Raw genomic sequence first — 21,452 nt, 5'->3', positions numbered from 1 at the left:
GGTCAGGCGGCGTTGGTGGCGCGCAGAAGCCGCTCTACGGCGCTGCCGGCTGCCGGCGTGACAGTCGTCGGGCGGGGAGCCTGCGCGGGCGTGGCGGCCGGGTTGCGGAGGGCGTGGACGCGCTGACCTTCGCGGATGCCGGCCTGAACGGCGGCGAGCAGGTCAGCGGGGTCGGCGCCGGCGAGCACGGCCTCGGTCGCGGCGTCGCCGACGCGGCGGGTCCAGCGAGCGGCGTCAGTCTCCATGCCTCCACCATGCCATAGCTGAGCGACACGCAGAAGCGCCCCCGCCCGGCCCGAAAGCCTGGACGGGGGCGCTTCTGCGTCCGCAACCCGACGATGCCCTGCCCCGCGGGCGGACGGCAGCTACCCTGCCCGGATGACCCGCCTCCCCCACTACGCCGCCGCCCTAGCCCTGGCCGCCGCTGTGCTGGCCAGCTGTACCAGCGACCCTGAGCCGGCCGCCGCCCCCACCACGTCGGCGCCCGCCCCCACCAGCGCCGCCCCGAGCCCGTCCCCCAGCGTCGACGACAAGCGGGGCTGTCGTGCCGTGGACGCCCTCGACGGTAAGTCCGAGCCGACTGCGTACCGCGACGCCGGCGCGCTCGCCGCCGAATCCACGGTGCCCGGCATCAAGCAGGCCGGCCTTGACCTCGTCAACGCCGCGAACGACGCCGTGGCCGAGCCCGGGTTCGACGCGAACATGGCCTTGGACCGGGCCGTGATCGCGGTGGCGAAGGCGTGCGCCGACGAGTTCGGCGACGGCCCTTGGGAGTAGCCCCACGAACGACGAAGCGCCCCCTCTCTACCAGCCCGAACCGGGCGGCAGAGAGGGGGCGCAGTCGTTGGGGCGGTGCGGTCAGGTGCGGATCGACTGGCGTGGGTCGGCTGTCGGCGTGACCTGCGTTCGGGTCAGCAGCGCCAGCACGCCCACGACGGCCACCTGCACCGCACCCACCGTCTCCTGGCTGACCTCGAGACCGTACGCGGCGACGAGCACCGCCAGCGCGGTGACGACGCCGGTGAACGCGGCCGGCGCGACCGGACGCACCATCGCGGCGTTCACGGCGGTCGTGACGGCGGTCAGCGCGGCCACGATCGCGGCGGCCTGCGTCGCGGACAGGCCAGGCAGCCCGAACGTCACGAACACGCCGAGCAGCGCCGACAGGGCCTGGATGTAGAGGGTGGGCTCGCGTCCGAAGATCTTCACGGTTCTCCTAAGGTCAGGGAATGGCAGGTCAACCGCAGGTCCGCGAGTCGGCCTGGCTGTACGGGCGACGACCCGGACATCCCGCTGGCGCTGGTGCGCCTCATCGAGCGGATGGACGGGTCAGGTGTGTGGGAGGTGCTGCTGAACAGCCCCGCCGAGCAGCAGCAGCCGAAACGCTGGGAACGCCCTGATGAGGCGTCCGCGCGGGTGGTGGTGGAGAGCATCTACGCCGAGGGCGTTCCGCACGGCCAGTGGCAGGTCCACCGCCACGACGGGTACTGATTTACAGGTGGCGGCCGTTGATGGTGCCGCCCGGATCGCGGACCATCAGCCGAAGCTGGTCCAGGTCCACCGCCGGATTCAGGATCGCTGCCCGCCACGTCCGCAGCGTCGCCACCGCCGCGTCGATCTCCTCGTTCAGCTCCCGCATCTGCTCCCGCATCTGCGCCCGCATCTCCCTGCGGGTTTGGACCAGCTCAGCCCGGGCCGCTCTCGCCTCCTCCTCCGCCTCCTTGGTCCTCTCCTGCAGCTCGTTGACCTGCTGAAGAGCGGACTCGGTGAGCGTGGCGACAGCGTCCGCGCGGACCTTCGGCCGGGACACCATTCCCGTGATCAGCGTGCCAATGACACCCGCGAGCCCCCCGCCGCCGACGGCCGCCGCGAGCAGCGCCCACACGTTGTTCATCACTCGTCTTCCCCCGCCTGACGTAAACCGCGCATGCCCTGCCACACCTGCCAGCCCCGCCACGCCGACGCCCCCGCCCACGTGGCGTAGAACGCGATAGCGAATATCGCGGGCGCCCGCCCGGTGGACAGCAACGCCAGCCCGTACAGCAGCGGCGCCGCAGTCTGCCCGTGCATCGCGGCGAGCTCCAGCACGAGCGCCCGGTAGGTGTCCGAGATGGCGATGCTGACCAGACCGATGACGCCGGAGCTGAGCAGCAGCAGATACCACGTCCACAGCACCCACGGGGCAACGAGCCGTTCGAGGGTGGTGGGGGGTTTCGCGCCAGCGGCGAACGCTGCCCCCACGATGGCGGAAAGGATCAGGAACATGACCTCGTGGGGGCGGTGGCGGCCGGTGACGACAATCGTCGCCACTCGGCTACCCCTGCGGAGTAGTGCCGGCCAGCTTGGTCAGCTCGGCGGCGAGGGCGGCCGGGTCCTGGCCGGCAGCGACGAGGGCCTGCGCAACCTCCGGCGCCGGCTGCCCACCCAGCCCGGCGAGGATCTCTTCGTCGAGGCCGTCGAGGCGGGCCAGGATCTGGGTGGCCTTGGTGTCGGCGTTCGTGGCCAGGTTGTTCGCCGTCAGCAGGCTGTGCGTGAGGTTGTTCAGCACGATGCCGTGCGCGGTTTCCCCGTCGTGGTCGGCGGGCTTGAACGCCCACGGAAGCCGCGACAGCTCGGCGGAAACCTTCGGGTCCTTCAGGATGGTCAGGAACTCGGCAGGGGTCACGTTGTCGTCCTCTCCAGTGAGTCTCGCCGCGACGTCGCGGCGGAACTTGGTCATGTCGAACTCGGGGTCCGACTTCGTTGATGTCTGCCCGGCGGGCGCCGGCCAGGGCTGGTGCTCCTTGTGGCCGGCCACCCGGCCGACCGGGATCCGCAGGTGCCGCACCAGCGCGGCGACACCCCGGACGTACGAGTCGTACTGGCGGGCCGTCCACGCCTCACCAGCAGCGTGCTGCGCCTCGATGCCGAGCAGCCGCGAGTTGCCGAGCCCTCTGTTCGGGCCGGCCCATCCGACAAGGTTGTGGTTGCAGCGACCCGACGCGATCACCCACCACTCGCCCGACCTGGACAGGTAGAGCTGCGCGATCGGCGGCGGCGCGGAGTTGGAGCCGTGGATGAGCACCCGGATCTCGCCCGCGTCAGTGCTGGTGCGAGAGCCCCGGGTCTCGTGGATGGTGATGCCCTCGATCGGGCCCCAGCTCGACGAGCCGCGCTCATTCCAGCCGGACGCGCCGTGCACGGTCAGGCCGGCGGCGCGGAGCACCTCGGGCAGCCAGGTCAGACGCATCAGCCCTCACCACCTGCGGCGGTGGCCATTCCCGCCGGCGGCAACGGCACGTCCGAGAGCGGACCCCGGATGTGCAGCAGCTCCGGCCACGTCATCGTGCCGAGCCGCGTGCGGCACTGCGGACACGGCGACGCCGTCCACAACCCGTCCTGCCCCCGCCACTCGATCCCGTCCTTGTCCAGCACCATGCTCGTGCCCGGCGGATCGGGCAGCGCGTACGTCATCTCAGTCCTCCAAGGGGGTTAGCGGCGCCGAAACGAGGCCATGCGGCGCATCAGCGTCGACAGCAGCCGCGGGGTGGTGTTGGCGTACGAGTCCAGCTCCAATGTCGCCGCGCCGTCCGACGCGCGGAACTCCGAAGAAACGATGCGGAACACCGTGACGCCGTCACGGCTGGTGGCGTTGAGCTCGTCGGCGCGGGGCAGGATCCCGCGCACCCGGATCAGCCCGGGCCGGATCTCCCACGGCTGCACCATCCGACCCGTCTCCAGGTCCAGGATCGGGCGGGCAACACGCAGCCGGCCCGCGTTCGGCGCCGCCTGATGCTCAGCCAGGAACTGATCCCCGGCACGCTGCGCCGCCGCGAGGCTGCCCACATCCGACCCGAGGTCAATGGACGCCTGACGCGTCAGATCGGCGGCAACCAGATCCGGCACCACCGCAGTGCGGGTGGTGGTGCGTACCCGGCCCGCCGTGTCCCGCCACCGCACCGTCACCGCGTTGTACAGGCCATCCGCCGACCCCTGCGAGTCGTAGCCGTCCGCCACATCCGCCTCGTAGCGGACCGTTGACGGCCGGGCAACCCACTCGAACCGGTAGCCGCCGGCCTGCGTGCGTTCCCACACCCGCCACGTGAACCCCGACTCCAGAGCGAGCAGGTCGTCGAGCACCTGCGCCGCCGTCACCCCGTCGGGGTAGGCGAGCTGGTCGATCGGGTAGGTGGTGGGTGCGATGGTGGCGTTCGTGCCGTCGAAGTCCGGCAGCAGCCGGCCCAGCAGATCCGCCACCACCTCCGACGCCAGCACCGTCGAGGCGTACCCGGAGGTTTGCTCGCCCCCGCCCCGCAGGTACCGCATGGCGGTGGCCCGCATCGACCGGATCGACACCCACGTGTTGTCGTTGGCGACGGTCACGCCCGCACCGGTACGCACCAGCCGCACGTACAGCATGTCGCGGCCGTTCGCGAAGGTCGTGACCACCGTCCGCGGGGAGCTGCCGCCGCCAGCGGTCGACAGCGTCTGCGTGCGTGGCGTCTCCGCCGCACCCGTGCCCGTGCCTGCGAGGCCCTCGATCGTGTACCCGGCGTCGGTAACCCCGGCGTCCCACGAGTAGTCGAACCGGGCCAGCTTCTGACCGGCATCCCACAACGCCCGGTACCGCATCGCCACCCGCGCGCCCGTGGCGAGCGTCTGACCCTGCGGAAACTGGAGGATCAAGGCGTCGTCGCCAGAGCCGCCGGGGTCCTCGCCGCGGCTGTCGGTGCCGCCCGGGGCGTTGATGCCGACTCGGTCCATGGACGGCAGCGGGTCGTCTACGTAGAACAGCGGCACGGTCCGGTCGCGGGTGTGTGCCTGCCCGCCGACGGCGGTAAGGTCCCACACCTGGCCGTCGCGTGCCGACCGGCCCGGGTCCTCCATGCGGCCATCCCACGCCACCGAACCGTCGCGGGCGTCGTAGACGGTGACCTGCCCGTAGTAGGCGACCTCGTCGGGCTGCAAGGTCAGCGGCCGGTCCAGCGGCACCGTGCACGACGCGTACCCGCCCGGGTCGGTCCACCGCATCACCAGGTCCCGGGCGTCGGCGGTGACATGCCGGTCCGCGCGGGCGGTGCGCAGCCGAACCGTCAGCGGAATCGGCAGGCTCACGGCACCCTCCTCAGCTCGACGGTGGGCGCGTGTACAGGTACCGGGGCCAGTAGTACGGGGTCAGCGTCGACGTCGACGACAGGATGTCGCGAGGGCTGCCCCCATCCACCAGCCACACGATCCGGTTCGTCGTGCCAGGCGACAGCATCGGCAACCCACCGACCGGCGCGTCCGGCTGCGCCGGCATGCGCACCTCACCGGACCCACCCACCGCGTACGCCATGTGCTGGGCGCCGTCGATGATTCCCGCAGACGCGCCAGTGTCCGACCACACCCGCGTCACCGAATACCGGTCGTCGGCCGGCACGAACACCAGGCAGTCGACGTCGAGGCTTCCGGTGCCGGCCGCTCGCTGTGCCCACACCGCGATCCGGGTGCCAGCGACCGGCGTTTCGGTGCCCGAGTAGCCGTCCGCCACCGGATCCGACCCGACCGGGGCCTGGATGGTGCCCAGGTCGTAGTAGGCGATCTCGGAGGTCTGCGTCACCCGCACCGCCTCGTTTCGGATCGGCACAGTGGCGTTCGCCCCGTACGCGAACTGCACCGACCACACGTCCGTCACAGCAGAGATGCGCATCCTGGCCAACACCCGATACCGGCCCCGCACGTCCGGGGTCGCCGCCGTCGGCCACAGCGGCATGTACAGCCGCTGCTCCATCAGTGCTCCCGCAGGGGCGATCCGCATGTAGTTCTGGCCGGACCCCGACATCAGCGGATCGGTGGCTGCGCCCAACGTGGTGTTGGTGCCCGTCGTCATCGCCTCCGCTTGGAGGACGAACGGAGCCTGGGCGGGCGTGCCGCGCCGGCGCACTCCCATCACCACGTTGCGGTAGTCGTAGACGGAGCCGATCACGTCCTGATCGAGCCGCAGGAACAGCGGCGTCTCCACGTCGCCCTTGATGTTCCTGACGTCGAAGCAGCAGCCGTTGATCGCCGCCGCCGGATCGTTGGAGACCGTCAGGTACTGACCGACCGTCGCGTCATCGACATACACCAGGTCAGCCGACGTCGGTGAGCCCGCGATGCGCGGCCGGATCTGCACGTGCGTCGCACCGGCCGGGACAACCCCCGCCGCCTGGTACCGGGTCCACGACGCCACCGGGATCGCCACAGCCGTCCCGAACGTGGACGACAGCACGGTGCCGCCGCTGTCGCACCAGTCCAGCACCATCGAGGCACCCGACGCCCAGCCCGCCGTCGAGTACAGCCACGCCGACCCCACGTACGGCAGGCCCGCCGTGACCGGCACCAGCTCCGACCGGGCGCCCTGCACCCCGCCGCCGGTAACTGGCGTGATCCGCAGCGAGTAGGTGCCGGTGCGGGCCACCGTCGGCGACTGCGCCACCGACGCCACCAGCCCCGTCCAGCCGCCGGCGCCAGCCTCGAAGCTGCTGTCGGCGTTGAGGGTGCCGCCGATGGTCTCCTTCAGCCCGTACGCGAACGGCTCCGCGGGGATGACCGCCCGCACTTCGCGCACGAACGGATCCCAGACCACCGAGTCAGGGGCCGCCCTGAAGGTGCGGAAGAACACCGGCGCGGAGGTCGCGGGCCGGTACTCCAGCAGGTTCGACGCCCGATTCAACTCCCGGTAGAGCGCCTGCAACGCCGCCGCCGTCTCGTCCTCCGCGACATCCCTCACCCGCGCGACGAGCGTGATAGCCCGATTGCCGTACGCGGCGGCCGGATACTGCTCGCCGTCAACGAGCAGCGTTCCCGCCGTGGCTCGACGCAGTTCCGGCATACCGAAGTCCGTCGACGACTGCACCGCCCACGGCGCCGCCATCAGATCCAAGCGCACACTCGGGGTGGCGGAGATACTGTCGACGAACCGCAGGTCGTAGCTCACCGCACGCCCCTCACCTGCTCAAGATGTCGGCCTGCCGGCCCTGGATGTAGCCGACCGTCCGGCCGTCCATCTGCACAGACACCCCCATCAGCGCGGACCGCACAGCCCGGGCGAGCTGCTCGGGCGAGCCCAGCCCGTTACCGCCCGCCGCGGTGGTGCCGCCGCTGGCGGGAGCGGCCTGGCTGCCGCGCCACTGCACCTGACCACCCAGCCAGTCCGTGACGACCTTCTCCGCGATCCCCCGGCTACGCGCCAGGTCACCGAAGCGGGGAATGAACGCCTCACCGCCGGTGGCGGGTTCCGCCCACGCGTACCGGGCGGGCGCCCGCGGCGTCTCGATGACCGCCTCGCGTAGCAGCCCAACCTGGGCGTGTTCGGTGATGCCACCCCACCGTCGGCCACCCACGCCGTCGCCGATGGGCACGTTCCGGCCCTCAGACCGGGTGACGATCTGGTTGTGCTGGGTGGTGATGACCACCCGCTTCGACCGGATCTGCGCGATCAGGGACCGGACCTTCGCCAGGTTCCGCTCCGCCTGGATCGTCTCCGCGTCAACCCGAGTCGACACCCGGCCGGGGATCGCCTCGTACTTGCCGATCAGCTCGTCGATCTCCGACTGCTCGTAGCCGAGCGCCGACAGCTTCGCCCGAATACGGCCGATCTCCGTCGCGTACTTGCCGTTGACGACGTCGATGGACTCGCCCTGCTCCAGGCGGGCATCCCGCAGGTCCTTGATTCGCTGAATTTGGTCGAGAACCGCCGTGGCGTTCTCCTTGCCCGCCTCGGTGTTCGTGTCGAGCGACCGCTTGCCCTCACGCAGCTCGGCGTTGAGTTCCTTGACGCCTTCCTTGTAGGCGATCACGGCGCGGTCGTAGCCCATCGCGCCGCCGAACAGCTCGTCGAAGGCGGTCTTCATCTCGCGTGCGGCGTCGGCCGCCGACTTCGTTTCCTCACCCGTCGCCCGGATCTTGTTGCCCAGCTCGCCGATCACACCCGACAGGTCCGTCGACGACGACTTCGCCCCGTCCTGCGCGGTGGCGAGGGCCCAGAAGCGGGCCACGTCGCCGGTCATCAGCGCACCAACCAACTCCGCCACCTCGTACAGGGCCGCCATGCCTTCGACCAGCGCGAACGCGGTACGGACGCCGCCCTCCATCACGAAGAACAGCACATCGAGAGCGCGGGCGCCCTCATCGGCGTAGGGGGCAAGGTCAGACAGTCCGTCGCCGAGCGCGTCACCCAGGTCGCGGGCTCCCTGCGCCACCACGTCGATGACGGGGCCGGCCGCGTCGATCGCATCGATGATCCCCGGCAGGGCGTTCTCACCGGCGTCGAGCAGCCCGTCCAACAGCGGATCCACATATCGGGCCGCCGAAGTAAACGCCCGATTGAACTCGGGCTCCAGCTTCAGCACCCGGTCGCGGATGGTGTCGATCGCGCCGAGAGTCTCCGGCACGAACGCCGACGACGCCCGACCCATCGCCGCCGCCAGATCAGTGCCCAACTGCGTGCCTGCGGCCTTCACCGCAGGGTCCTTCGCTGCGAGGACGAGGCCGCCGATGATGCCGCCGACTGCGGTCCCACCGACGATCGCGCCGCCCACCGCCGTACCGACCAGCGTGACCAGGCCAGCGACCAGCGGTGCGCCGATCGCGGCCACCGCCGGGTTCATCACCGCACCCGACATTGGCACCCGGGCGATCATCGGACCGAGCCGCTGCACGAACGACACCGAGACGCCCTGAGCCAGCTCCGCGCCCATATCCGACGCCGAGTCAACGTCGATCAGCTTCCGCAGCGTGACCGTCTCACGCAGACGCCCCTGCTCAACATTCAGCTTCTTCGTCAGGTCCGCCCGGGCCGCCTCATCGGAGGTGGCGGCGATGGCCCGGGCCAGCTCACGGATGCTGCCGGTCGTCTCGTCGATCTGCCGATCGAGCCGCTCAGCGTCCGCCCGCAGCCGCGCCAGATCCTTGCCGGCGTCCTTCGCCGCGTCACCGAGGTCATCGGCGGATGCCTTCGCCCGGTCCGTCGATGCCGCCGACTCCTTCGCAGCACCGGAGACGTCGTCGAGCGCGTCGTCGAGCTTCTCCGCCGCACCCGCCGCCCGACCCATCCCACGGACGAACGGGGCCTCGTCGACGTCCAAACCGACCTTGACGGTACGGCCCACCGTTCACCTCCTCGGCACCAGATGGACGGCGTGCAGCATCGCTTGCGGATGCTGCGGGTTCTGCGCGTTGGTCTGCTGCTCAGACCGCTCCAGCGCAGCGCAGCAGTGGCACTGCACGGGCGTGCCCGGCGCCGGCGCATAGAACGCCTTGCCGAGCGGGTTGTTGAAGTCGTACGCCGGATCCGTGGACTCCTCAAGCGCGGTGCCGCAGCGTTTGCACAAGCCCGCCTCGTACTCCTCCAACGCGACCAGCAGCGCCACCTGCTGGTCAGTCCACTCCGGCTCCGGCGTCGACCGCACCAGCCGGCCCTGCTCGTCGTACTCGTAGACGGTGGACGGCTCCCATCCGTCCAACCGCCGCGGCGCTACGCCGAGGGTTCGGGCGAGCCGGATTCGCTGCCGGAACCCGGGCTCGTCAGCAATCCGGCGACGGAGAAAGGGACGTTGACGTCCGCGACGTTCAGGTTCCAGCAGGACTTCCACAGCCGCCGCCACTGCTGCTCACCGAGCAGCTCACCCTCGGCGTCGAGCAGCGCCGCCCACGTCTTGTCCTTCAGCTTCGGCTCAACGGTGGACGCGCGGACCAGCGCCGGCAGGAACGTCTCGATGTTGACGCCGAGCGCCACATCGTCGGGGTGGACCTTCCCGTCCTTCTGGCGGGGCGGGTGGGCGTCGGCCAGCTCATTCCAGCGTTTGCGGGGCAACGCCCGCAGCCGGAACTCGACGGTCGACTCCTCCACCTGCCCGCGCAGCGCCTCCATCCGCTCGACCAGCGCGGCCGTCGCCCCACCGGCAAGCCGCGGGTCGGCGGCGTCGCGGGCCTTCGCCTCCGTCAACTGCTGGGCGAGGCGCTTCCACTCGGCGACCAGGTCGGCGCGCGTACACACCGGCACCTGGTCCTCCGGCAGCCGCGCCCCGGTCAGGATGGCGTCGAAGTCGCTCACGCGACCACCGCGTCGATGACCACGTCACCGGTCACGAACAGCCGCTGCGTCGCCGTGTGGACGCTGTTCGCGCCGTTCCAGTTCTTGATCGGCTCCCCGGCGGTGATCGGCCAGATGTCGACGATGTCGCCGGCCGCGTACGCCTGCGCGCGGGGCACCCCGTACCGGGTCACGATGTACCCGGTGACGCCCTCGGTGAGGGTCAGGTACGCCTCGTTGTTCGTCGCGTCGTCCGGGTTGTGGACGTACGTAACCGACAGCGACTTCGTCTTGCGGCCAGGCTGCTCGAACGTCTGCGTGGACGCGATCCGCTCGTCGGTGACCGTGGCCTGCTCACCCGACGGGGCGAACCCGTCACCGGTAACGTAGCCGGCCAACTCCTGGGCGCCGGCCGCCGACAACTCCGCCACGGTGGGGGCGTTCCGGTCGGCGATGGGGCCGGGCACGAAGTCGATGCGGAGGGTGCCGTCCGACGGCACCGAGGTGGGCAGCGGGGACGTCATCGGCTCGACTCCTTGCTCGCGGTCTTGCTCTTGGTGGTGGTCTCGGCGGCGGGCAACGCCCGGCCGAGCTTGTCGGTCGCGTCGCCGTCCTTCACGACCTCGACGCCGCCGCGCTCCACGAGCTGCTCCGCCCGCCGCGCGCCAACGCTGTACTCGGTGCCTGTGTTCTTGTCGCGGATACGCACCAGGTCCGGCACGACTCCTCCTCAGGTGTGGTGCCGGATCAGCCCGGCAGGGATTCCAGTCGGTACACGTCCACCTGATCGACGACCCGTCGGCCGGTGGACTCGTCAACGCGGGCCGGCGGCCCATCGTCGTGTCGGATCGGGAAGGCCCGCCGGCCAGACATGGCGGGCACCACGTCCAGCAGCGCCCCCCGCACCCGTCCGGCGACCACCCGCGCAGCGGTGTCGTTGGCGCCAACCGAGTGGATCGTCCCGGTGGCCACCCCACGGCTGGACCGCATGTCGAGCGTCGGGCCCAGGTCGTAGCGGACACTCACCCACGCCACCACGTACGGCAGCGCCGTCTGGGCGTCCGGGTACAAGCCGTCCGGGGTCGGGAACACCCGCAGGCCAGGCACAGCGCGCAGCAGGGACAGGAACGCCACAGCGTGCGGATCGTCGCTCACGATCCCTCCAGCGCATCCACTACGGCGATCTCCTGGCCCTTCACGAAATCGGGGGTCCACCTGTCCAGCGCCGGTCCCAGATGCGGGCGGGGCGCCGACCACGGCGTGCCGTACTCGTACTCCAGGAACACGCCCAGGGGTGCCTGCCCGCCGAGCGCCTTGTCCGGGCCGATCTCGGCTGACGCCCCGTCGCCCACCCCGCGGTCATCCACGTCGTAGGTGATCTTCCGTGGGTAGTCGGGGGCGTACGAGATGCCCGTAGCAGTCGCCCGGGCCGTGCGCTTGATGCCGTTCGCGGTGAACTCGACAGCCTTCAGGCTGTTTCGGTGCGCCCTCTCCGGCGCCTTGTCCAGGTCACTGACGAGCCGGTCCAGGCCGGAGACGGTGACGTTGAAGCGCATCAGCTCGTCGCCTCCTCGATCCCGACCCGCCTCGATGTCGCGTGCGACTTGGCGAACTCGGCCCGCACCGTGAACCGGCGCCCGACGATGTCCGGGTCATGCACACACGCGGTGATCCGCACCCGGTGACCGGCCCGCACACCCGCCGACGCGAGCACCGGCAACTGAAGCACCCACTGGAGCATCAGTAAGTGCGCCTCACCAACTGTCGTGTCAGCAGCGGAAACGCCGCCTCTCGAAGCACCCTGCTGCACCCGGCACTTCCCCGCGTACACCTGCTCCACGGTGTCGACGACCTCACCCGTCTCCAGGTCCGTCGATGAGCCCGTCACCGCTTCGATGACGCACTCGTCGACCATCAGCCGCTCGATCGCGCGCCGGCCGGAGGCGAGCAGGATGTCCACCGACACGTCAGCCTCCCAACGTGATCAGACCCGCCGACCGGCCGTAGTAGCGCCGCAGCCCATCCCGCAGGTACGGCGCCGCTTCCATCCGCGCCGACATCGCCTCGAACGCCACCGCGTAGTCGTCGATCTGCGCCCGGGTGACACCCGACGGGTTCGCGTACACCGCCCCCGCCAGAGCCACCACCGCCTGCCGGGCCCGCTGCAACTCCTGCGCGCCCGCCTCGTAGCCGTGCGTGTACTCGACGACCACCTCCGACGGCGCCACACTGCCTGCCGTCTCCCACGAACCGACCGACTGCCAGCCCGCCGACCGCCACAGCCGATGCCCCCGCACGCTGTAGCCCTCGCCGACGACCAGGGCCGTGCCGTCCAGGCTCACCGACGCCACCGACACGACCGGCAACTGCGGTAGCCACAGCCAGCGGCCCGGGCCCGGCTCCAACGTCACCGTGGACGTGGCCCGCACGATCCGCTGCCCGGCCGTCTCCTGCACCACCGCGGTGGCACACTCAATCAGCAGCGTCGCCGCCGGCGCGTGCAGGTCCGCCACCTCGACGTGGAGCAGGGCGGCGAGGTCCGCCAGCGATGCCAGTTGGTCCGCCACCGGACCTCACCACCCTCCATCGTCAGGACTTGTCGGAGCTGCTCGACCGCGAGCTGCGCCGGGCCGGGCGGGTGTTGCCGTCCGACTCGACCTGCCGGAAGCCGGGCTCACCGGCGACCGGGTCCGAGCCGGGAACCCGGCCGCCACCCGGCTGGTCCGCGAACTGCTGCTCGAAGTCGCTGGTCCGCGACACCCCGAGGCTGTCCAGGGTCGTCACCTGGTCCGAGCTGCGACGGTCCCCGCCACCGAACCCCGACGCCTTGCCCTGCATCCGGTCCGCCAGCTCCTTCGACGCCGACACCCGCGTGCCCGACGGCAGCGTGAACGCCACCGCCTCCTCGCTGGTCTTCTTCTCAGCCATCAGGCTCTCCTTACGGCAGGTTCTCGGTGAGCTTCACGAAGCTGGCGGTGTCGTTGACCAGCCAGCCGTACTCCGCCTCGGCGCGGATCGCGACGAGGTTGTTCTCCCAGAGGCTGGTCAGGGCGCCGTTGATGGTGACGGTCGCCTCGGTCGAGACGTCGTAGGAGATGCCGCCCACGACACCCCACGCGGCCTGCGTCCAGTCGCCGGCGTAGCCGTAGATGTCGGCGGTGGTGTTGAAGTACAGGCCCTCGCCCATGAAGCTCGGCCGGTTCAGCAGCCGGCCCGGGCGGGCCACCGCCTGGCTGGTCTCGTCGGTGGGCAGGTCCACGTACAGCGGCCGGCCCGTCGAGTCGACCGCGCCGAGGATCTGCGGCTCCACCCGGTCGTCGAGCGCCCAGCCGGTCAGCTTCTTGCCGTCGTTGACCAGCAGCGTCAGCGCCGCCACCAGGTCGCCGTGGATGCCACCGTTGGCCTGCGCGGTCGACCCCAGCTCGACGGCCTTGGCGGTCTGGTCGAGGTAGGTCGAGAACGGGCCGGCGCCGGCGGTGCCGTCCGGGCCAGCGTCGTGCGCCGCGGCGTTGTCGAACGCGATCGCGAACGCCTCCGCGATCTGCTCGCGCAGCAGTTTCATGTAGTTGCCCGGGTTCGCCCGCACCACCTCGGCCGACACGACGGCGATGGCGGCGAGCTTCTTCGGGGTGATGGTCTTCAGCGCCATCGAGCCGGAGCTGGCGGGCTTCTGCCCGGCCTCCGACACCCACCCGGCGGACATGCGGCCGGTCACGACGGGGATCTCCACCCCGTTCGCGCCCAGCGGCACCTGCCGGGCCAGCCGCTGGATGACGGACATGCGGGCGGCGCGCTCGAAGATGGCGGCGGCCCGGTCCGGGGTCAGAAACCCCGAGAAGTTGCTGGTCTGGGTTGCGGCGGTGATCGCCACGGTGTCCTCCTACGGGAGCGGCATCAGCCGATGCCGAGCTTGGATTTGAGGTCTTCGAGCAGCGGGTCACCGTTGAGCGCCATGGTGCTGCTGGAGCCCTGCGACAGGTCCGGGCGCGGCCCCGGCTTGCGGCTGGTCTCCTGCTCGGCGGGCGGGGCCAGCCGGGCGACCGCCTTGTCGATCGCTGCGGTGTCCACGTCCCCGTCCTCGGTGAGGAACTTCGCCAGGTTGAGGTCGTCGAGGACGTCGGCGCCGATGCGACCCTGCGACCTGGCGGCGAACTCCGCGCGCACCAGCCGCTGACTGACCTCGGCGAGCGCGGCACTGCGGCCCCGGCTCTCCGCCTCGGCGGCGATCTTCTCGGCCTCCGTCATCTGCGCCGCACGGAGCTGCTCCAGCTCCTTCGCGGCGGCAGCGTTGGCCTTGGCCCGCTCCTCCTGCTTCCGCGACAGGCCCTTCCACTTCTCCAGCTCGGCGGCGTGCTTCTCCGCCTCGGCCTTCCAGTCGACGGTCTCCGTTGCGGTGGCCGTCTCGGTGGTGGTGGTTTCGGTCGCGGTGCTGCTCTCCGACATGTGGTGCACTCCCGTTTCGGGTACGCCGCCCCGTTGCGGGACGGATGGTCAGGTGATGTAGCCGTGCAGCCGCAGCAGCCGGATCGCGTCGTCGCGGTCCCGGGCGTCGCGGTAGATCTGCTCCGGCATCAGCCGCGGCCGACGACCGGCCGCCTCCGTGGTGAACCTGCGTTGGCCGACGACCTGCATGCCGCGGCGCGCGTTCACCACCCGCGCCATGTCGGCGCCGTCCCGGATCGCCTCCGCCCCGGCCTTGCCGAACACCCGCTCCTGCTCGGCGGCCGACATCGCCTCGAACGCGGCCTTCGGATCCGTCCGCAGGTCCCCCGCGGCGTCCTCCGACGCAGGGATGTGCCGGCAGTCGCAGCGCGGATGACGCTCGAAGCCGGCGTTCCAGCGGTACCAACGGCCGGCGAGGATCAGGCACCGGTCGCACGTGCCGCCGACCACCATCCGCACGTAACCGGCGAGCTGCGGACGCACCGCCAACGCCACCCCGTCAGCCACCCGGCCGGCATCGGCGACCTGCGACCGCACGATCATGTCGGCCGAGAACCGGCCCGCCGCCATCGCCCGCGCCTCGGTCGCCCCGCCCTTCAACGCCATCAGCGCCGAAACAGCCGGCTGGTACAGCAGGCCCGCCAGATCCCGGCCGTCCGACGCGACACCGGCGAACGCCTCCGCGACCACCCGACCCTCCGGCTGCGAGTCCAGGCCGTACGCGTCAAGCAGGTCGTCGAGGTAGACGCCCGCGGACGCCGCCGCGATCGCCTGCGCCGACCCGAGCACCTGCACCGCCGCCGGCACGGACGCCGCCCACGACGAGCCGATCTGCTGCCGGTCCACACGCGCCCACAGCCGCGCCACCTCGAGAGCGGCGCGACGGGCGAGAACGACCTGCCGCCGGGCGTGCCGGTCGGCGATGTCGAGGGCGCCCACCGGATCAGGCGACCTGGCCGGCCGCCCGGGTCAGCACGCCAACCGGGTCCGACTCTTCCTGCCGGCGGAACTGCTCCCGCAGCCGATCCTGCCGCGCCGGGCTGTACTTCAGGTCATCCCAGGCGCCCTCACGCGGCAGAATGCCCGCCTGCGCCAGCTTCACCACCGCGTCGGCCTGCTGCGCCCGCGTCGGCGTCGCCGGATCCCGCCACAGCGTCTGCAAGCGGCGGGCCTCCGGGCTCTCCTCGCCAGTCGCGACGTACAGCACCAGCCGCATCGCCTGCTCCCACGCCCCCGACCAGGCCGTCTGCTTCCGCTCGCAGCGCTTCACCAGCCGCGCCTCCCGCGACCGGATCGCGTCCGCGCTCGCAGCGTCGTCGGCGGCCAAACCGAAGTAGTTCGGCGGCAGCGCCGACACCCCGCTGGCCAGCCGCGCGTAGTGGTCGACAGTCTCGGTGAGGTTCCTCAACTCCGCCGCCGGGAGCTGCCCCACCTTGGCCTGATCGTTGGCCAGCGTCCACACGCTGTTGAAGTACGCCTCCCACTTCGTCAACGGCTTGCCGTGCTGGTCGACGAAGTCTCCCGCCGCCGCGCCGACCACGAACCGCTGCGGCACGATGTGCGTCTCCTGCGCCACCTGCAAGTTCGTCAACGACCGGGCTGCGGCGTCCGTCAGCGGGATGACGTCCTTCATCTCCGACACCCCGCCCCGGTTCGACGCCCGAGCCCGGTTCACCACCGGCACCACCGGCACCACACCCATGCGGTGGTCGTCTCGGTCCACGTCCACCCAGCGGCCCCCTGAGCCGTCCCAGGACAGCCACACCGTCGCGTCCGGGAGGTACAGGGTGCCCTGCTGGGCGCGGCCGTTCTGCACGTCGTACAGGCGCAGCGCCCTGGCCACCGCCCGCCGGCGGGCATCCATCTCATGCACCAGCTCAAACGGCGACTCCACCGTCACCAGCGGCGTCGCATCGTCGTCCTCGTTCGCACCCACGCAGATGTACGACCGGCTGTAGATCAGCGCATCCAGGTGGGCGAGCTGGGACTCCTCGTCGAGGTTGTTGTCCTGCCAGATCCGCCACAGCTCGTCGTCGGCCTCGTCCACACCCGGGAAGCGGAAACCCTCGATGTCGAGACGCTCCTCCACGCCGTCAGCGGCCATCCGCGGCCAGTTCACGATCGTCAGGAACTGCTGCAACGACGGAGGCACCGCCAGACCAAGCTGCCGCAGCCGCTGCTCACCCTCGTAGTAGGCGTGCGCCGCCCGCAGCGCCGGCTCGGCGTCCATCAGCTTCTGCGAGAGGCGCTCGACCGCGGCGGACTCGTCAGCGGACAGTGCCACGGCCGTCACCACCTCTCATCGGAACACGACCACCCTCCGGTCGACCGGCTTACCCCAACCCGCCACCCGGGCGTCCGCCGCCGCCTCGTGGGCGAGGATCGACGCCATCGCCATATCGATCTTCTGATGCTCGTTCGGCTTCCCCAGCACGTACTTCTGGCCCGGCTTCGCGACCTTCCGGGCGTTCGCCACATGCACCGCCGTGATCGGGCAGCCGTCGTGCGTGATCGCGCCCGTGATCAGATCCGTCTCCATGCGGCGGATCGCCTCATACATCTGCGTCGTCCGGTTCGTGCGCCACTGGATGACCCGCTTCTCCCCGTATAGCAGGGCGAACTCGTCGATGTCGGACTCCCAGTCCTCCGGGTCCCAGTACGACCGCTCCACGTCCATCGTTGAGAACAGCTCATCGACGGCGGCCCGCACCTCGCCGCGAGGAATCTCGCCGCCCCACTGCGCCGGATCCCACACCGTCGGCCGCCGGTCCGGGCCGTAGCGGGGCGTGAACTGGAACCCGTCGAGCGTCTCCGCCCGGATGCCCGTCCAGTCGTTGTTCAGCGACCCGTCGAAGCCGAGGCACACCTGCCGCTTCACGCCGGCACCGCCCGGGAGTCCCACAGGCCCTCACGCAGCCACGAACCCTGCCCGTAGACCAGCTTGTTGCCGAAGAACCGCTCCGCCTGCGCCGGATCCCGCTCCAGCATGTCCGCCGCCTCAGCCTCAATGCTGTCGAGGTCGACGTGCCCGCCGTTCTCCTTCAACGCCTCCCCGTACACATACCGGTGGATGCGCCGTCGCTCCTGCTTGTTGCGGTACGACAGGTTCGCCGGCGGCTGCCGGAACTGCCGGTACACATCCTGCGCCTGCGACTCGAACTGCAACTGCGCCACCGACTGCTCCGCCGGATCCCACGCGTTCGTCGTCAGGCTGGCCCGCCCGCCCATGCCGGCCAAGCCGCGGTACTGGGTGTCGGCGACGTGCAGCATCCGGTTCGCCTTCGTCCACAGCCCGACCTCGTCCTGCGGCACGAACGTCACCCGCTGACCGAGCCGCGACTGCGCCGAGCTGGTCACCGTGTCGATCCGGCCGCCACCGGGCAGGCGGATGAACTCCTCGCCCGTCTTCGGGATCAGGTCCGCCAAGGGCCCGAGGTCGATCATCGGGCGCAGCGCGCCGTAGATGTTGTCGGTCTGCTCCTCCGACAGCGCGGTGATCTGGATCAGCGGCGTCGGCCACGGCATGCCCATCGGCTCACCCGACTCGTACGGGTACTCCCACCCGCAGCCGCAGCCATGCTCGGCGCAGACATACCCGTCGTCGCGTCCAGCCCAGCCAGCGAACAACGCCGGGCCCGCCCCCTCGAGGCAGATATGCGCCGCCGACAGCGGGCCCTTGCCCTTCTTCTGCGGGTCCACCAGCAGGCCACGCCGGTACACGAACGCCGGCCCGAGGATCGGATCGTCGGGCTGCCAGCGGGCGGTACCGCGCACCAGGTAGAAGTTCGCCAGGTAGGTGAACTGGAAGTCGTAGAGGGCGAACGGCCGGCCGCGGCGGAACCCGTCAGGGATGACGCAGTGCCGGGGAATCCAGTCGAGCGCGACCGCCAGAGGTTGCGAGCTACGCCCCTCCACCAGCAATCGCCTTCAACCGGTCCCGGGCCGACGGCGCCGCCGGGGCCGTCTCGGTCTGCTTGTCGGCGCGCTTCGCCGCTACCTGATCCGTGGCGATCTTCCAGCCGTTCTCCTTCAACCCCGCCGGGGTCATGCCGATCTGGTCGGCCAGCCGCACCACCACGTTGCCCAGCGCGGCGCCGGCCTCCGGGTCTTCCATTCGCACCGACCAGCGCACCCACAACGCCACCGTGCGGTGCCGCCACGCCTGCATCGACCACGCGGCGGCCTGCGGGGTCCGCCACGCCTGCTGCCACACCTCCGCCTCGCGGGTGGTGGCGTCCGGCAGCGGGAACGCAGGGATCTCACCCTGGTAGCCCTCCGACGGCAACGCCGTCAGCGAGTAGCCCGTCTTCGCCGACTTCAGCGAGTTCTCATCCGGCTGCGGCCCGGACCGGTTACGCGCACCTCCACGGGACATGGTTGCTCACCTCTCGCCACGTTTCGCGGCACCACCGACCGTCACGTTGCGTCACAGTCGGGAACGTCTGAACCCTGCGGACCAGCGGGCCACCTCCCCGGCGGTCCTCTGACCTGCGGCGTTGGGGGTCACCCCCCACCCCTGTCGTCACGCGCTGTGACGGTCAGTCGTCGCCCTCGCGCTCGAAGCGCGGCTCGCGGATCAGGTCGGACGCGGCAGCGATGAGTCCGTACTGGTCGAGCCAGGTCATGCCTTCGCTGTCCTCGATGAGCAGCGTGGCTTGTCCGTCTTCTCGGATCACCTTGGCTACCACCATGGCACTGGCCACAAGGTCGCCGTCATCCAGGTTGAGCGTGATGCCGAGGCCATCGAGGATGGGGCCGGCCGGCTGCTCAGCCATTGCGTCTCCATCCTCGGTTGCACTGCATGTGCTCAGGTCCGCGCCAGGTTGTCCGGTCCTCGGTGTGCCCGAGGTCCCACGCTTGGCCGGGCAGGATTCGGCGGGTCGACATGACGCAGGTGGGTGCGGCGCAGTCCACCTCGCCTTGCTCGACGGCTGGGCGCCACCGTTCACGTTCCCGTTCGTGTGCCCGGTCGTAGCCTCGCTGTTGTCTGCTGCCTCGCGCCTTGTCTGCCTGTCGTCTATGCGTGGCGCATGGCCCGCCTGGTGTCAGTTCGGGGCAGCCTGGCGTGGAGCAAACCTTCAGCGCGCGGGGCATCTCCGCCTCCGTGGTGGGCGTGTGCGGGCAGGCCAGCCCGCCGCTTGGCCTGCCCGCATTCCCCTCGCCCTGCGTCCCGCTCCCGGGTACGCGACAGCCCGGCGGGACCTGGGGGGTCAACCTGCCGGGCTGTGGGCACAGACCACCTGTCAGTCAGGTGGTCAATTCGATGATCAGGCAGCGGCCAGGGTGGCGTCAAGTCGACGCGGCCGACCGCGGCCGGTCTCTTCGAGTTGGAGCCGCTTGTCGCGTTCGATGCTGGCGGTTTGGTCGACGGGCGAGTACACGTCGCGGCCGACGCGGTACCGCTTCAGGCCGTCGCGTTTCCGCCAGTTGTGGACCATGTCGGTGGTGACGTCGGTGCCGAAGTGGTGGGCGAGTTGGGCGGCGGTTCCCCACAGGTGGCCGTCGCGGCGGGGGTCGAGCAGGGGTTGGGTGCCGGGGCATTGGCCGGTGGCGTCGAGGCGGGATCCGCAGTGCCAGCAGGTCACCAGCGCCGTCCTCGCTTGGCCCGGTAGTCGCCCCGGATGCGGGAGACCCGGGCGGCGCGGGCTTGCTCCAACCTCTGCGCCTCGCTCAGCATCGGCTGCATGCCGTCCCACGACTGCTTGAGCGCTTCGCCGATCCGGGCGAGGTGCGCTCGCACGGGCTCGAAGGCGGCGGCGAGGCGGGCGCGCATGGCTTCGGCTTGCTCGGGCGTGATCGTGATCGCAGGCAGCAGCACGGGAGGGGCCGGCGGGGTGGCCGGCGGCTCCGGCGTCCACCGCATGGCATCGGTCGACGTCTCGTAGTCGGTGATGGCGTTGTCGATGGTGTCGAGGATGCTCGTCACGGTTCGATTCTCCCTCAGCGGATGGTGGTCTTGCCTCGGTGGCGGCCGGTGGCGTGGCGGCGCAGCACGTCGGACACGCCGGCGGAGGTCCACTGCCGGCCGCGCTTGGTGGTGTGGCCTTCGGCGTTGAGCTGGGCGGCGACCTGCCGCGTGGATGCGCCGCCCTGGCGCAGCTCGATGAGCCGCTTGAGCGTCTTCTGCTCGGTGGGGTCCTTGACGAGCTGCTTGTTGACGGACCGCTGGCCGAAGGCGGGGCTGCCGTAGGCGTAGCCGCCTTTGGTGGCCTTCATGCGTCGGCCGCGCCGCATGCGGAGCACGATCATGTCCCGCTCGTACTCGGCCATCAGGCCGAACATCCGGCGCACGAACTTGCGGGTCGGGTCCTCCGGGTCGTCGCGGAGGTTGTTCTCGTTCGGTGCGGTGGAGTAGACCTCGCCGTCGAGCTTCCAGATGGCCTGCATGAAGGTCTCTTGGATCATCATGTCGCGGGCGAGGCGGTCGAGCTTGAACATGACGACGCCGCCGGCGCGCTTGGTGGCGATGTCGTGTTCGACGTCAGCCCAGCCGTCGCGTTCGGCGAGGGTGCCGCTGGCGTCGTCGCGGTGCCAGTCGATGATGCGCCGCTTGTTGGTCTTGGCCCACGCCTTGATGGCTTCGGTTTGGACGTCGAGGCCGTAGCCGTCTTCGGCTTGGCGGTCGGTGCTGACGCGGAGGTACGCGACCAGCGGCGGCAGAGCGATCACGGCTGGACGTCCTGGATGAGCCGGTAGCCGGTGCTGGTGGGGCGGAACCGGTCGAGGCGGATGCGGGTATGCGGCACCGTCCCCTTGCCGTTGGTCATCGCCTGCCCGTTCGCGTCGACGCGCTCCACAACCGCGCGGGCGGGGACGGCCCGGTGGTGGGGCGCGGCGGGCTGGGCGGGCTCGATGGCGATGACGCGGACCCGGCGGCCCTCGCTGCGCTTGTCGTTGTCGGCCCAGACTTGGCCGACCCGAACCGTGGGGATCTCGCTCATCTCTCGTCCTCTCATGTGCTCTGACCTGCGGT

Annotated in this window: 32 protein-coding genes; 2 read left to right on the top strand and 30 right to left on the bottom strand. The window is 70.8% G+C overall.

Annotated features, from left to right (window positions below; all coding sequences use genetic code 11):
• Window positions 1–2: 2 nt before the first annotated feature.
• Window positions 3–245 carry a hypothetical protein gene (locus ABZ793_RS12285; RefSeq protein WP_357455922.1) on the bottom strand — a complete coding sequence of 81 codons (243 nt, stop codon included), beginning with the start codon at window positions 243–245 and terminating at the stop codon, window positions 3–5.
• Window positions 246–378: 133 nt separating this feature from the next.
• On the opposite strand from ABZ793_RS12285, the gene ABZ793_RS12280 reads away from it, so the two are divergent.
• Window positions 379–777 (top strand): hypothetical protein, encoded by a 399-nt coding sequence (locus tag ABZ793_RS12280; RefSeq protein WP_357455919.1) that lies wholly within the window; start codon window positions 379–381, stop codon window positions 775–777.
• Between the two features lie 81 nt (window positions 778–858).
• Here the strand turns inward: ABZ793_RS12280 and ABZ793_RS12275 are convergent, their stop codons facing one another.
• Window positions 859–1,209, bottom strand: coding sequence for a hypothetical protein (locus tag ABZ793_RS12275; RefSeq protein ID WP_357455916.1), 351 nt, complete (start codon window positions 1,207–1,209; stop codon window positions 859–861).
• Between the two features lie 93 nt (window positions 1,210–1,302).
• On the opposite strand from ABZ793_RS12275, the gene ABZ793_RS12270 reads away from it, so the two are divergent.
• Complete coding sequence (locus ABZ793_RS12270; RefSeq protein WP_357455913.1) at window positions 1,303–1,491, top strand: hypothetical protein; 189 nt, start codon at window positions 1,303–1,305, stop codon at window positions 1,489–1,491.
• 1 nt (window position 1,492) lies between these two features.
• Here ABZ793_RS12270 and ABZ793_RS12265 read toward each other — a convergent pair whose 3' ends face one another.
• The 28 genes from ABZ793_RS12265 to ABZ793_RS12130 all read right to left on the bottom strand — a co-directional run bounded on the left by ABZ793_RS12265 (window position 1,493) and on the right by ABZ793_RS12130 (window position 21,420).
• A complete protein-coding gene (locus ABZ793_RS12265; protein WP_357455910.1) occupies window positions 1,493–1,894 on the bottom strand; it encodes a hypothetical protein in 402 nt (133 codons plus the stop codon).
• Window positions 1,894–2,310: a hypothetical protein gene (locus ABZ793_RS12260; RefSeq protein ID WP_357455907.1), complete on the bottom strand. Its 417-nt coding sequence runs from the start codon at window positions 2,308–2,310 to the stop codon at window positions 1,894–1,896. The genes ABZ793_RS12265 and ABZ793_RS12260 overlap by 1 nt, the downstream gene beginning before the upstream one ends.
• Window positions 2,311–2,314: 4 nt before the next feature.
• Window positions 2,315–3,229, bottom strand: coding sequence for an N-acetylmuramoyl-L-alanine amidase (locus ABZ793_RS12255; RefSeq protein ID WP_357455904.1), 915 nt, complete (start codon window positions 3,227–3,229; stop codon window positions 2,315–2,317).
• Window positions 3,229–3,453 (bottom strand): hypothetical protein, encoded by a 225-nt coding sequence (locus tag ABZ793_RS12250; RefSeq protein WP_357455901.1) that lies wholly within the window; start codon window positions 3,451–3,453, stop codon window positions 3,229–3,231. The genes ABZ793_RS12255 and ABZ793_RS12250 overlap by 1 nt, the downstream gene beginning before the upstream one ends.
• 18 nt (window positions 3,454–3,471) lie before the next feature.
• The gene (locus ABZ793_RS12245) at window positions 3,472–5,094 is read right to left on the bottom strand and encodes a hypothetical protein (RefSeq protein WP_357455898.1); all 1,623 of its coding nucleotides are present in this window, start codon (window positions 5,092–5,094) and stop codon (window positions 3,472–3,474) included.
• A 10-nt stretch (window positions 5,095–5,104) separates the two neighbouring features.
• Window positions 5,105–6,940 (bottom strand): hypothetical protein, encoded by a 1,836-nt coding sequence (locus ABZ793_RS12240; RefSeq protein WP_357455895.1) that lies wholly within the window; start codon window positions 6,938–6,940, stop codon window positions 5,105–5,107.
• A 10-nt stretch (window positions 6,941–6,950) separates the two neighbouring features.
• The gene (locus tag ABZ793_RS12235) at window positions 6,951–9,113 is read right to left on the bottom strand and encodes a hypothetical protein (RefSeq protein WP_357455892.1); all 2,163 of its coding nucleotides are present in this window, start codon (window positions 9,111–9,113) and stop codon (window positions 6,951–6,953) included.
• 3 nt (window positions 9,114–9,116) lie between these two features.
• Window positions 9,117–9,467: a hypothetical protein gene (locus ABZ793_RS12230; RefSeq protein ID WP_357455890.1), complete on the bottom strand. Its 351-nt coding sequence runs from the start codon at window positions 9,465–9,467 to the stop codon at window positions 9,117–9,119.
• Window positions 9,468–9,478: 11 nt separating this feature from the next.
• Window positions 9,479–10,057, bottom strand: coding sequence for a hypothetical protein (locus ABZ793_RS12225; protein WP_357455887.1), 579 nt, complete (start codon window positions 10,055–10,057; stop codon window positions 9,479–9,481).
• Complete coding sequence (locus ABZ793_RS12220) at window positions 10,054–10,560, bottom strand: hypothetical protein (RefSeq protein ID WP_357455884.1); 507 nt, start codon at window positions 10,558–10,560, stop codon at window positions 10,054–10,056. The genes ABZ793_RS12225 and ABZ793_RS12220 overlap by 4 nt, the downstream gene beginning before the upstream one ends.
• The gene (locus ABZ793_RS12215; RefSeq protein ID WP_357455881.1) at window positions 10,557–10,757 is read right to left on the bottom strand and encodes a hypothetical protein; all 201 of its coding nucleotides are present in this window, start codon (window positions 10,755–10,757) and stop codon (window positions 10,557–10,559) included. The genes ABZ793_RS12220 and ABZ793_RS12215 overlap by 4 nt, the downstream gene beginning before the upstream one ends.
• A 26-nt stretch (window positions 10,758–10,783) precedes the next feature.
• Complete coding sequence (locus ABZ793_RS12210) at window positions 10,784–11,191, bottom strand: hypothetical protein (RefSeq protein ID WP_357455878.1); 408 nt, start codon at window positions 11,189–11,191, stop codon at window positions 10,784–10,786.
• Window positions 11,188–11,592 carry a hypothetical protein gene (locus tag ABZ793_RS12205; RefSeq protein ID WP_357455875.1) on the bottom strand — a complete coding sequence of 135 codons (405 nt, stop codon included), beginning with the start codon at window positions 11,590–11,592 and terminating at the stop codon, window positions 11,188–11,190. The genes ABZ793_RS12210 and ABZ793_RS12205 overlap by 4 nt, the downstream gene beginning before the upstream one ends.
• The gene (locus ABZ793_RS12200; protein WP_357455872.1) at window positions 11,592–12,002 is read right to left on the bottom strand and encodes a DUF6093 family protein; all 411 of its coding nucleotides are present in this window, start codon (window positions 12,000–12,002) and stop codon (window positions 11,592–11,594) included. The genes ABZ793_RS12205 and ABZ793_RS12200 overlap by 1 nt, the downstream gene beginning before the upstream one ends.
• A 1-nt stretch (window position 12,003) precedes the next feature.
• The gene (locus ABZ793_RS12195) at window positions 12,004–12,603 is read right to left on the bottom strand and encodes a hypothetical protein (RefSeq protein ID WP_357455869.1); all 600 of its coding nucleotides are present in this window, start codon (window positions 12,601–12,603) and stop codon (window positions 12,004–12,006) included.
• A gap of 22 nt (window positions 12,604–12,625) precedes the next feature.
• Window positions 12,626–12,964 (bottom strand): hypothetical protein, encoded by a 339-nt coding sequence (locus ABZ793_RS12190; protein ID WP_357455865.1) that lies wholly within the window; start codon window positions 12,962–12,964, stop codon window positions 12,626–12,628.
• Window positions 12,965–12,974: 10 nt separating this feature from the next.
• Window positions 12,975–13,907 (bottom strand): phage major capsid protein, encoded by a 933-nt coding sequence (locus tag ABZ793_RS12185; RefSeq protein WP_357455862.1) that lies wholly within the window; start codon window positions 13,905–13,907, stop codon window positions 12,975–12,977.
• A 23-nt stretch (window positions 13,908–13,930) separates the two neighbouring features.
• A complete protein-coding gene (locus ABZ793_RS12180; protein WP_357455859.1) occupies window positions 13,931–14,479 on the bottom strand; it encodes a hypothetical protein in 549 nt (182 codons plus the stop codon).
• A 48-nt stretch (window positions 14,480–14,527) separates the two neighbouring features.
• Entirely contained in the window at window positions 14,528–15,418 is an 891-nt protein-coding gene (locus ABZ793_RS12175; RefSeq protein ID WP_357455856.1) for a hypothetical protein, read from the bottom strand.
• 4 nt (window positions 15,419–15,422) lie between these two features.
• Window positions 15,423–16,763: a phage portal protein gene (locus tag ABZ793_RS12170; protein WP_357455853.1), complete on the bottom strand. Its 1,341-nt coding sequence runs from the start codon at window positions 16,761–16,763 to the stop codon at window positions 15,423–15,425.
• Between the two features lie 15 nt (window positions 16,764–16,778).
• Window positions 16,779–17,357 carry a terminase TerL endonuclease subunit gene (locus tag ABZ793_RS12165; protein ID WP_357455850.1) on the bottom strand — a complete coding sequence of 193 codons (579 nt, stop codon included), beginning with the start codon at window positions 17,355–17,357 and terminating at the stop codon, window positions 16,779–16,781.
• Window positions 17,354–18,394 (bottom strand): hypothetical protein, encoded by a 1,041-nt coding sequence (locus ABZ793_RS12160; RefSeq protein ID WP_357455847.1) that lies wholly within the window; start codon window positions 18,392–18,394, stop codon window positions 17,354–17,356. The genes ABZ793_RS12165 and ABZ793_RS12160 overlap by 4 nt, the downstream gene beginning before the upstream one ends.
• Window positions 18,381–18,854: a hypothetical protein gene (locus tag ABZ793_RS12155; protein ID WP_357455845.1), complete on the bottom strand. Its 474-nt coding sequence runs from the start codon at window positions 18,852–18,854 to the stop codon at window positions 18,381–18,383. Before ABZ793_RS12155 ends, ABZ793_RS12160 begins: the two co-directional genes overlap by 14 nt.
• A 163-nt stretch (window positions 18,855–19,017) precedes the next feature.
• Window positions 19,018–19,254 (bottom strand): hypothetical protein, encoded by a 237-nt coding sequence (locus ABZ793_RS12150; protein WP_357455842.1) that lies wholly within the window; start codon window positions 19,252–19,254, stop codon window positions 19,018–19,020.
• Between the two features lie 492 nt (window positions 19,255–19,746).
• Complete coding sequence (locus tag ABZ793_RS12145) at window positions 19,747–20,064, bottom strand: hypothetical protein (RefSeq protein WP_357455839.1); 318 nt, start codon at window positions 20,062–20,064, stop codon at window positions 19,747–19,749.
• Window positions 20,061–20,405: a hypothetical protein gene (locus ABZ793_RS12140; RefSeq protein WP_357455836.1), complete on the bottom strand. Its 345-nt coding sequence runs from the start codon at window positions 20,403–20,405 to the stop codon at window positions 20,061–20,063. The genes ABZ793_RS12145 and ABZ793_RS12140 overlap by 4 nt, the downstream gene beginning before the upstream one ends.
• A 14-nt stretch (window positions 20,406–20,419) precedes the next feature.
• Complete coding sequence (locus ABZ793_RS12135) at window positions 20,420–21,148, bottom strand: recombinase family protein (RefSeq protein ID WP_357455833.1); 729 nt, start codon at window positions 21,146–21,148, stop codon at window positions 20,420–20,422.
• Window positions 21,145–21,420 (bottom strand): hypothetical protein, encoded by a 276-nt coding sequence (locus tag ABZ793_RS12130; RefSeq protein WP_357455830.1) that lies wholly within the window; start codon window positions 21,418–21,420, stop codon window positions 21,145–21,147. Before ABZ793_RS12130 ends, ABZ793_RS12135 begins: the two co-directional genes overlap by 4 nt.
• Between the last annotated feature and the right edge of the window lie 32 nt (window positions 21,421–21,452).

The sequence above is a fragment of the Micromonospora sp. NPDC047465 genome, from assembly GCF_040643125.1.
In the GTDB taxonomy this organism is placed as follows: Bacteria; Actinomycetota; Actinomycetes; order Mycobacteriales; family Micromonosporaceae; genus Micromonospora.
The sequence above is the reverse complement of the archived record's forward strand: the minus strand, read 5'-3'. Positions and strand labels throughout refer to the sequence as shown.

Excerpts from the sequence above, each read along its gene's own strand:
- ABZ793_RS12220 (WP_357455884.1), bottom strand. The coding sequence starts at position 10,560 with ATGACGTCCCCGCTGCCCACCTCGGTGCCGTCGGACGGCACCCTCCGC.
- ABZ793_RS12180 (WP_357455859.1), bottom strand. The coding sequence starts at position 14,479 with ATGTCGGAGAGCAGCACCGCGACCGAAACCACCACCACCGAGACGGCC.
- ABZ793_RS12205 (WP_357455875.1), bottom strand. The coding sequence starts at position 11,592 with ATGCGCTTCAACGTCACCGTCTCCGGCCTGGACCGGCTCGTCAGTGAC.
- ABZ793_RS12265 (WP_357455910.1), bottom strand. The coding sequence starts at position 1,894 with ATGAACAACGTGTGGGCGCTGCTCGCGGCGGCCGTCGGCGGCGGGGGG.
- ABZ793_RS12250 (WP_357455901.1), bottom strand. The coding sequence starts at position 3,453 with ATGACGTACGCGCTGCCCGATCCGCCGGGCACGAGCATGGTGCTGGAC.
- ABZ793_RS12150 (WP_357455842.1), bottom strand. The coding sequence starts at position 19,254 with ATGGCTGAGCAGCCGGCCGGCCCCATCCTCGATGGCCTCGGCATCACG.
- ABZ793_RS12285 (WP_357455922.1), bottom strand. The coding sequence starts at position 245 with ATGGAGACTGACGCCGCTCGCTGGACCCGCCGCGTCGGCGACGCCGCG.
- ABZ793_RS12190 (WP_357455865.1), bottom strand. The coding sequence starts at position 12,964 with ATGGCTGAGAAGAAGACCAGCGAGGAGGCGGTGGCGTTCACGCTGCCG.
- ABZ793_RS12155 (WP_357455845.1), bottom strand. The coding sequence starts at position 18,854 with ATGTCCCGTGGAGGTGCGCGTAACCGGTCCGGGCCGCAGCCGGATGAG.
- ABZ793_RS12280 (WP_357455919.1), top strand. The coding sequence starts at position 379 with ATGACCCGCCTCCCCCACTACGCCGCCGCCCTAGCCCTGGCCGCCGCT.
- ABZ793_RS12130 (WP_357455830.1), bottom strand. The coding sequence starts at position 21,420 with ATGAGCGAGATCCCCACGGTTCGGGTCGGCCAAGTCTGGGCCGACAAC.
- ABZ793_RS12255 (WP_357455904.1), bottom strand. The coding sequence starts at position 3,229 with ATGCGTCTGACCTGGCTGCCCGAGGTGCTCCGCGCCGCCGGCCTGACC.